Genomic DNA, 13725 nt, shown 5'->3' with positions numbered 1-13725 from the left:
GCGCAGCCTGCTCGTATCATCGGACAAAGCGCTCTGCGCAACAAGAGCGTCGGGCGGCGCACCGATGGGCATGCGCTCATAGTATTCTTCTCAACCAATGCAAGTTGCGTGCAAGCATGCGCGCGGCCCAAATGAAGACCTGGACTCCATGCAAGCGCAGATACACCACCCGTCGTTCCCGCATCGCCGATGGAGAAGCGCGCTGTGCGCGCTGCTGTGCGCAAGCCTGTTGGCCGGCTGCGCGCCGTTACCGTCGCTCGAGGGTCGCCAGGAGTCGCATGCGTTGTCGCCCGCGGTGGCGGCCACCACGGATATCGGTCGCGCGGTCGCGCCCGAGCTGGCCGCGCACGCGGGGCTGGCGGGCATTTATCCGCTGGCGGATGCGCATGTCGCGTTTGCCGCGCGCATGGACCTGATCCGTTCCGCGCAACGCACGCTCGACATCCAGTACTACATCTGGCGCGACGATCTGACCGGCACGCTGCTGCTAGAACAGATCCACGAAGCGGCGGACCGGGGCGTGCGGGTGCGCCTGCTGCTCGACGATCTCGGCATCGCCTCCGCGCTCGACCCGACACTGGCGGCGCTCGACGCGCATCCGAACATCGAGGTGCGCCTGTTCAACCCGTTCGTCGTGCGCAGCCCGAAAATCCTCGGCTTCGTGACCGACTTTTCGCGCGCCAATCGGCGCATGCACAACAAGTCCCTGACCGCCGACGCCACCGCGACGATCCTCGGCGGCCGCAACATCGGCGACGAGTATTTCGATGCCACCGACGGCGTCGTCTTCGCCGACCTCGACGTACTCGCGGTCGGACCGGCCGCGACCGACGTCTCGCGCGATTTCGACCGCTACTGGGCAAGCGCGTCGGCGTATCCGGTCGGGAAGATCCTGCCGCACGAGAGCGTCGATGAGCTGGCCACGCTGGAGCGTAATGCGCAGGCGATCGAGCAGGATCCTGCCGCCGCTGAGTATAAGCAAGCGCTGCGCGGCCCGCGCGTCGTGCAGAACCTGCTCGACGACAAGCTGCCGCTCGACTGGGCCAAAACGAAGATGATCAGCGACGACCCCGCGAAAGGCCTGAACGACGCGCCGCCGGAAGCGCTGATTTCCCACCAGCTCCGCGAAGTGATGGGCCAGCCGACGAAGTCGCTCGACCTCGTCTCCCCGTACTTCGTGCCGGCAAACACGGGCACGCGGTATCTGAGCGGGCTCGCCGCCCAGGGCGTCGACGTGCGGGTGTTGACGAACGCGCTCGAAGCGACCGATGTCGTCGCCGTGCACTCGGGCTATATGAGGCGGCGCGTCGAGTTGCTGCAAAACGGCGTGCACCTGTATGAATTGCGGCGCGTGGCGGGCGCCACCTACAAGAAAGAACAGTCGCCGGGGCCGTTCGGCAGCTCCGGGTCGAGCTTGCATGCGAAGACTTTCATCGTGGACTCCCAGCGGGTCTTCGTCGGTTCGTTCAACTTCGATCCGCGCTCCGCGCATCTGAATACCGAGCTTGGACTCGTCATCGACAGCACCGAGCTCGCGACGCGGGTCGATCGCAAGTTTCTCGCGCTGCTGCCGAGCGTCGCGTACGCGGTGCATCTCGACAAAAACGGCAAGCTGTACTGGATCGAAACCAACGGCGCCGTCGAAACCCGCCACGACACCGAACCGAATACGACGTGGTACGCACGGCTCGGTGTTTGGATGCTGTCGATTATGCCAATTGAGTCGCTGCTATAGCTCACAGTTCAGAATCGTCGCAAATCGCGATCTCGCAGTGGATCGGGCGTGCGCTGCGTCTCGCGCAACACGCCGTTGGTGTCGAACGCGAAATTGAACAGCATGTGGTGGATGTTGCTTTCGATATAACGGTATGACCAGACTTCGCGTTGCGAGAGCCGGAAGAACTGCGTTTGCACGGGGCGGCCGAAATTGATCAGCACATCGTCGCGCGTCCATTTGCCGATTTCCGCGCGATTGAATTCGCTCAACTGCAAGACCTGACGCACGTTCACGATCTTGCCTGAAGCGTCGATATCGGCGGCGACGGTGGTCGAGCCCATCGGCTGGGTCGGCCACATCAGTCGGCGGCCGCCCCCCGGCAGGTCATAGACTTCGCGCGGCGGACCCATGCGGGCGACGATCGCCGCTTGATCCTGACCCGCCTGGAATTGCTGCCACGGTTGCGCGCAAGCCGCGAGCATCAACGCCGTCGCACACGTGAGCGCGGCGCGGCGCAATGCCAGCGGCGCGCGCGCGGTTCGCGCGGCAGCGTTCCGAACGTGGGCGAGGCGGGTAAGCAAGGGTTCCTCCCGTTACGTTCGATCGCACGATCCCTCACCGCGCAAAAGCCGAGGCGACACGGGCTGCGCGCCCGCTCGCCCATGGCTGCAGTCCGGTAACCGACGCTTACTGCACGAGCTTCGCGCGCAGACGCGAGTGCTCTTCCCCGGAAATCGAACCGGACGCTTTCAGCTTGTCGAGCTTCTCGATTTCGTCGGCGACACTGAAGCCCACCACACTGCGCAGATCTTCGCGCACCTGCTTGGCCCGCGCCTGATCGCGTTCCGCCATGCCGCGATGCTGCGTGAGCAGATACGCGAAGATGCCGATATACGGCAGGATGATGAGAAAAATCACCCACAGAACCTTGCCCCATCCGGACACGTCATGGCGGCGGAACAGGTCGCTCGACACCGTGATCAACAGCCAGAACCACAGGATAAAGATGAAGATGGAGAAAACGTCGGCCAGAAAATTCGGGAATGTGAAACCATCATTAAAGAAAAGCATTGTTGTTCTCCAGTCATTCCGGTTGCAATTGAAAGGCTTAACGGATTTCGACCTATGGTTGCCCCGCTATGGATGACGCATACGATCAGCACGGCAGCGCCGAAAACCTACCATGACCGCATGTCGATTGCGCACGCGCATTCATACTGTATGAAAGACATGCATGAGTTTCAATGGCTCGTTTAAAGCCGCAAACCCCCTGGTCGTCACGTCTTTCATTTGTGCTCCTCACTTCGGGCGCCGCAAATGCATGATGCGGATCTTTTTATCTTTATAGCTTATCCCGATCGTGTAACGCGAGCAATTTTTAAGGATTGCGTTCGATTGACGATTTCTGGTGGTGTGGCGATCATGCCGCGTGGCATTGAACATGCATATGTGAAAATGATGTCAAAAAACCAGCGCTTTGGCCCGCAAAAAAATGCCAAAAGAGACGTTTGCGAAGCATCCATGCAGCCCCTGACCGGCCGGCTATGCGCCTCGTCACGCCGCTGCACGATCAACGACTCGTCATTCGCGATGCAGGTCACCGAGTGCGAAGCCGACTACACATGGCAGGACGACCGAACCACGAGCGCTTCAACAGGTGCCGCGGCTGGATCGGTCACCTCGATCGTCATATGCGTGAGCGCGCTTTTCGCTGCAAACGCATCGAGCCACTGCCGGGCGAGGCGCGGCAACACGTGCTGTTCGATAAAGCCGATCAAAAGACGCGCACCGGTCTCCTGCACGAGGCAGCGCCCGACGATGTAGTCGACCACCTCCGCCGCATAACTCAGCGCGATGCGGTTGTTGTCCGCCATCCGCCGAACGACTCGATCGAGATGCAAACGCACGATCCGCGCGAGCGAATCCGAGCCCAGCGGACGATATGGCACCAGCGTCACGCGTCCGAGGAAGGCGGCCGGAAACGCCTTCAGCAATTCCGTCGAAAGCGCGGAACGCAGACCGTCAAAGTCCGGCGCAAGCATTTCGTCCGCGCATAGGCTCGCGGTCAGATCGGAGCCGACATTGCTGGTCATCAGGATGGTCGTATTGCGGAAATCGATATAGCGACCATCGCCGTCTTCCATGTAGCCCTTGTCCAGCACCTGGTAGAACATTTCGTGCACGTCGCCGTGCGCCTTTTCAATCTCGTCGAGCAACACGACCGAGTACGGACGTCGGCGCACCGCTTCGGTCAGCACGCCGCCATCGCCGTACCCGACGTAGCCAGGCGGCGCGCCCTTGAGTCCCGAGACCGTATGCGCCTCCTGGTACTCGCTCATGTTGATCGTGATGAGGTTCTGCTCGCCGCCATAGAGCGCCTCCGCCAATGCGAGCGCGGTTTCCGTCTTGCCGACGCCGGACGGCCCCGCGAGCAGGAAGACGCCGAGTGGCTTGCGCGGGTCCGCGAGCCCGGCGCGCGCCGTCTGCACGCGCTCGCCGATCTGCTGCAACGCGTCGGGCTGGCCGATCACGCGCGCTGCCAGCGTGGCGGGCAGCACCTGAACGGCGCTGACCTCATCGGTGATCATGCGTCCGACTGGAATACCGGTCCAGTCAGAGACGATGTCGGCGACGATCGCTTCGCCGACTTCCGGGAACACGAATGGCGTATCCGCCTGCAGGTTCGATAACGTCCGCTCCAGCTCGCGCAACGTCTCCAGCGCGGTCGCCGCGCGATCGCGCCCTTCGGCCTCGGGTCCGGCTGCGGCGGCGCGCTCGCTTTCGACCTCGCGCGCGTGCGCCAGCGCCTTCGCCACGTCGGACTGGGCCTGCCAGGCGGCTTCGACAACACGTTCCTCGAGCTCGAGCGTCGCGATGGTCGCCTTGACGTCGGCCAGCGCAGCCTCGCTGCCGAGCCCGATGCGCACCTCGTTACCGAGCAGCTCGGCTTCGACGCGCGCGGCTTGCAAGCGCTCGCGTATCCGCTGCAACTCGCGCGGCGGCGCATGCTGCGATAGCGCGACGCGCGCGCAAGCGGTGTCGAGCAGGCTGATCGCCTTGTCCGGCAACTGACGCGACGGGATGTAGCGATGCGACAGTGTCACGGCTGCGCGAATCGCTTCGTCGAGAACCACGACGCCATGATGGCTCGCGAGCGTGCGCGCGAGTCCGCGGACCATATCGATCGCGGACGGCTCCTCGGGCTCGGCGATCTGCAGCACCTGAAAGCGCCGCGTGAGCGCCGGGTCCTTCTCGATGTGCCGCTTGTACTCGGCCCACGTCGTCGCGCCGATCGTGCGCAACGTGCCGCGGGCGAGCGCCGGTTTCAGCAGGTTCGCCGCGTCGCCGGTGCCGGCCTGGCCGCCGGCGCCGACCAGCGTGTGAATCTCATCGACGAACAGCACGACCGGCGCCGACGACTTCGCCGCCTCCTCGAGTACCGACTTCAGCCTGGCCTCGAACTCGCCCTTCATGCTCGCGCCGGCAAGCAGCGCACCGACGTCGAGGCTCAACAGCCGCACGTCGGCAAGTTTCGGCGGGACTTCGCCGGCCGCGATCGCGCGCGCGAGGCCTTCGACTACCGCCGTCTTGCCAACCCCGGCGTCGCCGGTCAGCAACGGATTGTTCTGACGCCGGCGCAACAGCACGTCGATCATCGTGCGGATCTCGACTTCGCGTCCAATCACCGGATCGATTTCACCGGCGCGCGCGCGTGCGGTCAGATCCGCGCAAAACTGCGCGAGTGCCGCGCCCTTCACCGATGCAGCGAGCGCACCGGACGCCTCGCCCGGCACCGCCGACGAAAAGTCACTCTGGTCGTACGGGGCGTCCTCCGCTTCGGGGGAGCCGGCAATCCACGCCGGCAACGCATCGTGAAGGCCGTCGACGGCAATCTTGCCGAATTCCGGCGAAATGGCCAGCAGCAAGCGCCGCAACTCAGGCGTCTCGACAAGCGCCGCCATCAGCCATGCGCCGCGGATCCGACCGTCGCCGAATGCCAGCGTCGCGACCACCCACGCGCGCTCGATTGCCGTCTCGACGTGATGCGAAAAATCCGTGAGCGCGCTCGCGCCTGACGGCAGCGCGGCAAGCGCGGTCTGCAGGTCCCGCTCGAGCAGTTCGCGGCTGATGCCGCAGTGTCTGACGATGCGGTGCAGGTCGCTATCGGACTGCGCGAGCAACTGGTGCAGCCAGTGCGCGAGCTCGATATACGGGTTGCCGCGCAGCTTGGAAAACGCCGTTGCGGATTCGATGCTCCTGAAGAGCGTTGCGCCGAGCTTGCCGAACAACGCGTGGCGTGAAATGGACATGATGACGTTGCAGGTAAAGATGTTTGTAGCGGAAAGGCGTGGCCTCGCGTTGGCATCCCGCGCTCCGCGGGCAGGTATCCGAAAAAGCGCGCCGGCCAGACTGATCGAGCGACAAAGGATAGCCGGTCGATCGCTGCGTGTATTTGGGCCGTCGCCCATATTCCGCTCAAGGAGCGCGAAGTAGCATTCATATCTTCCACGCGCCAACCCACATTTTCAGTTGGTGATCCTTTTATTTCTGCGGCGAGAGAGTTTTTACAAATGCGCGCTTTCCAGGCAAATCTCATTCGCCGTTGCATACGGGTCAGGCCATGACTGGATATCACGCACGCTGGGACCATTCGCCCTTCGAAGCAAGCGCGCTCAGGACCTTCGCACGAACGATCCAGTCTTTCCGGCTCGCTCCAACCGTTTCGCGACTCGATCTGTCGGAAATGCGTGAGGCAAGCCAGTGGGCCGTCGCACGCGAGGACCGTCACGCCGGCGTGGAGGGTTCGCCTCGCGCTGGGCCGAGCGCGCATACCGACCTTCAGCCTATGCCCGATTTATTACGGAACCCGCCTCTCGAAATAGCGAATACGTCTGGAGACTTTGTCCAGGCACCACCGTCGAGCGTGAATTCTGCCGCGGACCGGATCGAGCCCGTGCTCATGCAGCCGGACGACTTCAGCGACCTGATCGCACTCGCCGACGAGGACGATAACGATCCGCTGCAGTTGCGGCGCGAACCGAATCTAGCGGAACCCGGCGCACACGACGGCATGGCAAAGCTTCTGGCAGCCGACATCGACGCAGCGGACCCGCTCGCCGCGCTCACGCTGGAATATCGTCACGCGCTGTTGAGCCAGGAGAGCGGCAACGCGCACGAGCCCAGGGCGTCGGCCGAAGATCACGGCGAGTCGATCATCGGCTCACCTCACGATCCGTTCGCCGAGCTTGTCGATCCGTCGCGTGCTGAAGCGTCGGTGTTCGACCTGCTGACGAAGGGGAAGAACATCGACACCCTGCTCGATAGCCTTGACTCGTTCAGTGCCGAGCAGATTTTCGAGGCGGACGAAACGCACGAGATCCTCGCGCTGCTCGCGCCGCGCGGAATTCCCGCGCACCGTGCGAGCAGAACCGCGCAGCTTGCGCGCGAAGAACATCACATGATCAGTATGGACAGCCACATCGCCATGCCTGAATCGATCGAATACGAAGAGCCTGAATTTTCAGATGAAAATAACCGCTGACCTGCCCAAGTCGGACACGCCAACACTTCGCAGCCTGCTCGACGCGCAGACTTACTGCGAACTCAAGGAGCAAACCATCGACAACGTGCGCAAGCATCCGTCGAACGTGCGCGAACGCTGGCTGTTGTTCGAGCTGTTGTGCCTCGACGGCGAATGGAAACGCGCGTTACAGCAGCTGCAAACCTGGGCCACGCTAGAGCCGGAAGGCACATCGCGCGCCCAGATGTATCGCGGGCTGATTCGCAGCGAGATGTTCCGCGCCGAGGTGTTCGCGGGTCAGCGCGCGCCGGGCGAGATCAATCCGCTGCCCGAGTGGGTGAAATCGCTGCTGCAAGCCAACGTCAAGCTGGGCGAGGGCAACCTCGCCGCCGCCGACGAACTGCGCGGTGCCGCGTTGAACGCCGCGCCGGCCACGCGCGGCGACAGCACGCAGATCGGCGCATTCGAGTGGCTGACCGACAGCGATAGCCGGCTGGGCCCCGTGTGTGAGCTGACCGTAGCGGGCGGGTATCGCTGGGTGCCGTTCGACTCGATGAAATCGCTGACACTCGGTCCGGTCACCGCGCTGACCGACCTCGTCTGGCGCTCGGCCGTCGTGGGCCTACGCGACGCGACTATCCTGCGCGGCTACCTGCCGGTGCGCTATCCCGGCTCGGAAAGTGGTCCCGCCGCCACCCGGCTCTCGCGCGAAACTACCTGGAAAGACGTAGGGGAAACCGGCGTGATCGCGCTCGGCCAGAAAACCTGGAGCACCGACAAGGGCGACGTCGGCCTGCTCGACATCGGCGAATGCCGGTTCAATCACGACGAGCACGTATGACCACCTCCGACGCGCGACACCGGCAAGCCTACATGCCGTCGCTGATCGACCGCCTGCTCGACGATGCGCCCGCGCGGCACAGCGAGCGGCCGGAGGCCTATGCGCCCAACAGCGAAGGCATGCGCCGCATCATCCAGCGTGATCTCGGCCTGCTGCTCAACACGACGAACCTGGACGACGAAATGGACATCGCGCGCTACCCCATCCTAGCCGCGTCGGTCGTCAATTACGGCATTCCCGCGTTGTCCGGTAGCTACCTCACCAGTCGCAACTGGGAAACCGTCGAGAAGATGGTCCGCAACGCGATCGTTCGCTTCGAGCCGCGGCTGATTCCGGAGTCGCTGCGCATCCGGCCGCTCAATAGCAAGAACCCGGTACGTTACAACCAGCTCGAGTTCGAGATTCATGGCCTCATGCGCTGGTCGCCCTATCCACTGGAATTTCGCATCCAGAGTGCATTCGACATCGAAATGAATCACATCACGTTCGAGCTGGGCTCCGGCAAGGGAAGTTGACATGGACCCACGATTTCTCGACTACTACAGCCGCGAACTGACCTACATGCGGGAAATGGCCGGCGAGTTCGCCGCCCAGCACCCGAAAATCGCGCGCCGCCTTGGCATGGAGGGCATCGACGTTGCCGACCCCTACGTTGAGCGGCTCATCGAGGCGTTTTGCTTCATGTCGGCGCGCACGCAGATCAAACTCGACGCCGAATTTCCGCGCTTTACGCAGCGCCTGCTCGAAGTGGTCTATCCGAACTATGTCGCGCCGACGCCGTCGATCGCCGTCGCGCAGTTGCGTCCGAGCCTGCGCGAAGGCGATTTCACGAGAGGGCTGAAGGTGCCCCGGCAAAGCATGCTGCGCTCGGCGATCCCGCCCGGCGAGCAAACCGCGTGCGAATTCCGCAGCAGCCAGGACGTCACGCTATGGCCTATCGAGATCGCTGAAGCCCGGCTCAGCGCCGTGCCGCCGGATATCCCCGACACCGATCGCCATCTGTTGCCGCACCTGCAATTGCGCGGTGCATTACGGCTGCGCCTGCGCACAACAGGCGAAGTGAAGTTCAACCAGATGACAGACTTCGACCGGCTGCCCATTTACATCGGTGGCGACGAACGTATCGCTTCGCATCTGTTCGAGCTGATCCACGCCGGTAGCGTCGCCTCGGTCGTGCGCGCGTACGGCGCGTCGAGAGACGAAGGGCACGTGGTCGCGAAAACACCGGTCGAATTTGAAGGTCTGCAAGCGCAACAGGGTCTGCTGCCGCTCACGTGGAATACGTTTCACGGCCACAACCTGCTTCAGGAATACTTCGCATGCCGCCAGCGCTTCTATTTCTTTGCGCTGACGCAGCTCGCGGCGGGTCTCGCGCGCGTCGACAGCAAGGAGGCCGAGGTCGTGCTGCTGCTCGACCGCCTGCCGGAAGAGCTGGCCGCGCACGTCGACGCAGCGCGTTTCCTGCTGTTCTGTACGCCGGTCATCAACCTGTTTCGCAAGCGCACCGACCGCGTCGAAATCAATCGCGCGCAAACCGACTTTCATCTGCTCGCCGACCGCACCCGGCCGCTCGACTACGAGATTTTTTCGGTATCGCGCGTATTCGGTCAGCGCGCGCAAACATCGCTCGAAGTCGAGTTCAATCCGCTTTATCAGACGCTGCATAGCGACGTGGGCAACCACGGCCGCTATTTTTCGGTGCGCCGTGAGCAGCGCGCGCTGTCGGCCAATGCACGCAAGTACGGCACCCGTACGCCGTATATCGGGACCGAGGTCTACGTGTCGCTCGTCGATCAGGCGGAGGCGCCGTACGCTGACGACATCCGCTACCTGTCGGTCGAAGCGTGGGTCACGAACCGTGACCTGCCGCGCCTGATTCCGCGTAACGGCAAAACCGACCTCATGATGTCGGACTCCGTGCCGATCGAGGGCGTGCGCCTCGTGCATGCACCGAGCGCGCCGCGCGCGCCGTACGCGAGCGGTGAAACGGCGTGGCGTCTGATCAGGCAGCTGAGCTTCAACTACATGCCGCTCGCCGAACTCGACCACGGCGACGGCGGCCAGGCGCTGCGCAACATGCTCGGCCTCTTCATCGCCCCAGGCGAGCGCGAACAGGCACGGCAGATCGAGGCACTCGTCGGCGCACGGACTGAACCGGTGGTCCGGCGTCTGCCGGGCGACGGACTACTCGTGTATGGGCGTGGCGTGCGCTGCGAACTGACGGTCGACGAAACCGGCTTCTCAGGCGTCAGCCCGTATCTGCTCGGCCTCGTGCTCGAGCATTACCTCGCGCGCCACGTCTCGATCAACGTGTTCACCGAAACCGAACTTCGTTCGATGCAACGTGGCCTGATCACCCAATGGCGGCCACGCATGGGCGGCCGCGGAGCGGTATGAGCATGGATGGGGCAATGGCGAGCGCCGTCGCGACAACGCGATCATCGCTCGATCCGCAATCGCTCGACGCGTGGTTCGATCCGGACACGCCGTGGCAGTCCGGCTTCCTGAGCCTGCTGCGGGCTATCGCCGCGCGCGACCCGCTGATGCCGTTGCCGGGCACCGCGAGTCTGCCGCAAGAAGAGCCGTTCCGGATCGGTCAGCAACCCACTCTGGCGTTTGCGCCACGCGAAATCGCGTCGCTCGGCATGCGAGACGGTCGCCTCGACGTGCGGCTGTTCGGGCTCGGCCTTTGGGGGCCGCAGGGGCCGCTGCCGCTGCATATGACGGAGCTGGCTCACAGTCGTGTGGAAAGCCACCAGGATCATGCGCTCGTCGGGCTGGTCGATCTGTTCCATCACCGCGCGCTGTCGCAGTTTTATCGCGCGTGGGCATCGGGGCAAGCCACCGCGTCGCTCGACCGTGCCGGCGACGAAACGTTTTCGTTCTACGTCGCCAGTCTGATCGGCGTCGACCCGGCCGAGGCGGAGCAGTCCTGTCTGCCCACGCACTCGCGCTACAGCGCGGCGGCGCACCTCGTGCGCGAGGCGCGAACTCCGCACGGCATCGCGGCGACGCTCTCGCATTACTTCGGTGTTCCGATGACGATCGAAGAATTCGTGCCGCACTGGATCCATCTGTGCGCATCGGAACATACGAGGCTCGGGGTGCCGGGGCCCGCGGCGATCATCGGTGAATGCGCCCAACTCGGCGAGGCAATTCCCGACCGGCAACACAAGTTCCGGCTCGTCGTGGGTCCGCTCGACCTCGATCAGTATTTGCGCCTCACGCCGCACGGCGAGGACTTGCCGACGTTCGTCGAATGGGTGCGAGCCTTCGTCGGCCACGAATACGCGTGGGAGGTCAAGCTGCTCGTCAACCCCCGCGCGGCGCCACCCGCCTGCATCGGCACGTCGCAGAGACTCGGCTACTCGACGTGGCTCGGTGATTCCCTCGACGACCTGCCGGTCGTCGGCATGGTTTTCGAACCTGAACAGTACAACGACCGACCCCGGAGTTCCCTCGCATGAACGCCAACACTCCCGCCGTCGTGCTGCGCTACGCCGATCTGCTCGAACCGGTCTCCGCACACGCGCCTTGCGGTCCCGATCTCGAATACGATCCGGCCTTCGTGATGCTGCAGGCGGCCGCGGCCCCACGCGCCGAAGCGCAGTACGGCGACTTCGTCGACGTGCCGCCAACGGCCAATTGGGCCGACATTGAACGGGACTGCCGCGCGCTGCTGCTGCGGACAAAAGACATCCGCCTCGCGGTGATCCTGCTGCGTTGCCGAACCCGGCTCGACGGCGCGGCTGGCCTGCGCGACGGACTGGCATTGCTGATGGCGATGCTCGAATGCTATGGCGAAGCGCTCCACCCGCTGCCCGTGTTCGAAGGCGAGCGAGACCCGGCGATTTTCGCCAACGCGATCGGTGGACTCGTCGAACCGGATGGCACGCTGGCCGATGCGCGCGACATCCCGATGCCGAGGGCCGCGGGGCTTCAACTGCATTTGCGCGATATCGAAAAATCATTCGCGACGCCGCGCCAGAAGGACGCGCTCGCCCCTGAATCCGTCGCCCGGTTGCTAAAGGAATTGTGGGGCCGACGCGACGCGGCAATAGCCGCACTGGTCGAAGCGCAGTGTCTGACGCAGCGCATTGCCGCATGGTGCGATGAGATGCTCGACGCCGACGCGCCCGATCTCGGCGCGTTGTCCCGAGCGCTGGAGCCATTCGCGCAGCATCGGGTGGGCGGCGGCGGGTCCGCGCCAGCGCCCGCCCGAGCCGTCAACGAGCAGGACAACAAGCAGGACAACGACAGCGTGCGTGGATCGGCGTCGGCTATCGTGGCTACGGCGACGCTACCGCAGTCCGACGCGCCCGCCGACCTGCCAATCACTGCGCCTTCTTCAATGGATCGCTGGAGCGCGCTCGCAGCCATTCAGGAAACACGCATGTGGTTCGAGCAAAACGAACCGAGCAGTCCTGTCATTGTTTTGCTGCGCCAATCGGAACGAATGGTGGGCAAACGGTTTTCAGAACTCGCCCATATCATTCCCGCCGATTTACTCGCTAAATGGGACGTAGCCGACAGTTGAGGCGATGTGCGCGCATGTGCGACTTTCCCCGCTGTCAGCCCATTCAGTCCGCCGGTCAACCAACAACTTCCAATGAAAAGACTCATTCATTTCCTTATCCTGGTTTGCTTCGCGATACCCCATTTCGCGTACGCCACCTGCACCCAGTTGAAGCCTTCGCAAATTTCCGAACTGCTGTCTCAAGGCTACATCGCGGGACAAACATTAACGGTCAACATACCGTTCCGGGAAAGCTCGGTATCGATCGATCCGGCGTTACCGGTCGGCTCGGTGATCGCCACGGGCTTGTCGCCGGCGTACGCGACCTATGCGAACTTCGCGGACTGCACCAACGGGGGCACGGTATCAATACAGTATTCCAACGCAACGCCGTCCGTTGTATTGGGGGCTACCGTCTATAACACGAACGTCCCAGGTATCGGCTTTCGTTTGACCTATCTTCGTGCAACCGGCGTGAACTCGCCACTTCCGTTTACGCCGTCCTTTCCCGCGGGCGAACCCAATCAGGTTATGTATGGGCGCTTCGGCATTGGCTCGCAATTCGAGATCGAACTGGTCAAAACGGGCGACATCGCAAGCAACGTCAACGTGATACTCAACACCGTGGGAGCCGGCTTCGCCGAGGGTGACGGCAACCGGGTCGTGACCATCACGGGCGGCAGCATCAACGTCAAGGTTCTTCCAAGTTGCTCGGTCAATACCAGCACACTGAACATCGATTTCGGCACGTTCGGCCCAAGCGATGTGTCGACCACAAGCGGGCCAACCCAGCCAGTCGACTTTACGGTGCTCTGCACCGGGCCCACGCCACCGGCTTCGATTACTGCCGTACTTTCCGGAACCCCCGATACAGAAGATAGCAGCATGTTGAAGAACACCGGCGCGACGCATCTCGCGATTCGTTTGCGGGATGTTTCAACCAACACAATCTTCAGGCCCAACGACCCGACGAGCACCCTCGTCCACACACCGCAGGGCGCGATGCAATCGCCGTTTGCACTCGAGGCGACGGTGCTGCGCGTCGGAACAGCAACGCCGAGCGCAGGCAGGATCCAGGCAACCGCAACAGTCACGATGACCGTTCTTTGAATCGACTATTCAACGACGAA

At 63.4% G+C, this 13725-nt stretch carries 11 protein-coding genes; 8 read left to right on the top strand and 3 right to left on the bottom strand.

Going from position 1 to position 13725, the window contains the following annotated elements:
* The first annotated feature begins 148 nt into the window (after positions 1-148).
* The gene (locus F6X40_RS04050) at positions 149-1735 is read left to right on the top strand and encodes a phospholipase D family protein (RefSeq protein ID WP_187626908.1); all 1587 of its coding nucleotides are present in this window, start codon (positions 149-151) and stop codon (positions 1733-1735) included.
* An 8-nt stretch (positions 1736-1743) separates the two neighbouring features.
* Here F6X40_RS04050 and F6X40_RS04045 read toward each other — a convergent pair whose 3' ends face one another.
* The 3 genes from F6X40_RS04045 to tssH form a co-directional block, all read right to left on the bottom strand.
* Positions 1744-2298 (bottom strand): hypothetical protein, encoded by a 555-nt coding sequence (locus F6X40_RS04045; RefSeq protein ID WP_409259948.1) that lies wholly within the window; start codon positions 2296-2298, stop codon positions 1744-1746.
* Between the two features lie 106 nt (positions 2299-2404).
* Positions 2405-2788, bottom strand: coding sequence for an SHOCT domain-containing protein (locus F6X40_RS04040; protein WP_018422661.1), 384 nt, complete (start codon positions 2786-2788; stop codon positions 2405-2407).
* A gap of 545 nt (positions 2789-3333) precedes the next feature.
* Positions 3334-6027 carry a type VI secretion system ATPase TssH gene (gene tssH, locus F6X40_RS04035; RefSeq protein ID WP_187626907.1) on the bottom strand — a complete coding sequence of 898 codons (2694 nt, stop codon included), beginning with the start codon at positions 6025-6027 and terminating at the stop codon, positions 3334-3336.
* A 650-nt stretch (positions 6028-6677) separates the two neighbouring features.
* Between tssH and F6X40_RS04030 the strand changes: the two genes are divergently transcribed.
* The 7 genes from F6X40_RS04030 (at position 6678) to F6X40_RS04000 (ending at position 13705) form a co-directional block, all read left to right on the top strand.
* Entirely contained in the window at positions 6678-7259 is a 582-nt protein-coding gene (locus tag F6X40_RS04030) for a TagK domain-containing protein (protein WP_262421359.1), read from the top strand.
* Positions 7243-8079 (top strand): type VI secretion system accessory protein TagJ, encoded by an 837-nt coding sequence (locus F6X40_RS04025; protein ID WP_187616466.1) that lies wholly within the window; start codon positions 7243-7245, stop codon positions 8077-8079. The genes F6X40_RS04030 and F6X40_RS04025 overlap by 17 nt, the downstream gene beginning before the upstream one ends.
* Positions 8076-8594, top strand: coding sequence for a type VI secretion system baseplate subunit TssE (gene tssE, locus F6X40_RS04020; RefSeq protein WP_187626905.1), 519 nt, complete (start codon positions 8076-8078; stop codon positions 8592-8594). The genes F6X40_RS04025 and tssE overlap by 4 nt, the downstream gene beginning before the upstream one ends.
* 1 nt (position 8595) lies before the next feature.
* Positions 8596-10476, top strand: a complete 1881-nt coding sequence (tssF, locus tag F6X40_RS04015; RefSeq protein ID WP_187626904.1) for a type VI secretion system baseplate subunit TssF — start codon at positions 8596-8598, stop codon at positions 10474-10476.
* Between the two features lie 2 nt (positions 10477-10478).
* Positions 10479-11546 (top strand): type VI secretion system baseplate subunit TssG, encoded by a 1068-nt coding sequence (gene tssG, locus F6X40_RS04010; RefSeq protein WP_187626980.1) that lies wholly within the window; start codon positions 10479-10481, stop codon positions 11544-11546.
* Positions 11543-12616 (top strand): ImpA family type VI secretion system protein, encoded by a 1074-nt coding sequence (locus F6X40_RS04005; protein ID WP_187626903.1) that lies wholly within the window; start codon positions 11543-11545, stop codon positions 12614-12616. Before tssG ends, F6X40_RS04005 begins: the two co-directional genes overlap by 4 nt.
* Positions 12617-12688: 72 nt before the next feature.
* Positions 12689-13705, top strand: coding sequence for a fimbrial protein (locus tag F6X40_RS04000; protein ID WP_187626902.1), 1017 nt, complete (start codon positions 12689-12691; stop codon positions 13703-13705).
* Positions 13706-13725 lie beyond the last annotated feature (20 nt).

The organism is Paraburkholderia sp. UCT31 (assembly GCF_014397655.1).
In the GTDB taxonomy this organism is placed as follows: domain Bacteria; phylum Pseudomonadota; class Gammaproteobacteria; order Burkholderiales; family Burkholderiaceae; genus Paraburkholderia; species Paraburkholderia tuberum.
This window is presented reverse-complemented; position numbering and strand designations above follow the sequence as displayed.

Bases quoted from the DNA above. Each gene is read 5' to 3' on its own strand.
- F6X40_RS04050 (WP_187626908.1), top strand. From the start codon at position 149: ATGCAAGCGCAGATACACCACCCGTCGTTCCCGCATCGCCGATGGAGA.
- F6X40_RS04040 (WP_018422661.1), bottom strand. From the start codon at position 2,788: ATGCTTTTCTTTAATGATGGTTTCACATTCCCGAATTTTCTGGCCGAC.
- tssH (WP_187626907.1), bottom strand. From the start codon at position 6,027: ATGTCCATTTCACGCCACGCGTTGTTCGGCAAGCTCGGCGCAACGCTC.
- F6X40_RS04030 (WP_262421359.1), top strand. From the start codon at position 6,678: ATGCAGCCGGACGACTTCAGCGACCTGATCGCACTCGCCGACGAGGAC.
- F6X40_RS04025 (WP_187616466.1), top strand. From the start codon at position 7,243: ATGAAAATAACCGCTGACCTGCCCAAGTCGGACACGCCAACACTTCGC.
- tssE (WP_187626905.1), top strand. From the start codon at position 8,076: ATGACCACCTCCGACGCGCGACACCGGCAAGCCTACATGCCGTCGCTG.
- tssF (WP_187626904.1), top strand. From the start codon at position 8,596: ATGGACCCACGATTTCTCGACTACTACAGCCGCGAACTGACCTACATG.
- tssG (WP_187626980.1), top strand. From the start codon at position 10,479: ATGGATGGGGCAATGGCGAGCGCCGTCGCGACAACGCGATCATCGCTC.
- F6X40_RS04005 (WP_187626903.1), top strand. From the start codon at position 11,543: ATGAACGCCAACACTCCCGCCGTCGTGCTGCGCTACGCCGATCTGCTC.
- F6X40_RS04000 (WP_187626902.1), top strand. From the start codon at position 12,689: ATGAAAAGACTCATTCATTTCCTTATCCTGGTTTGCTTCGCGATACCC.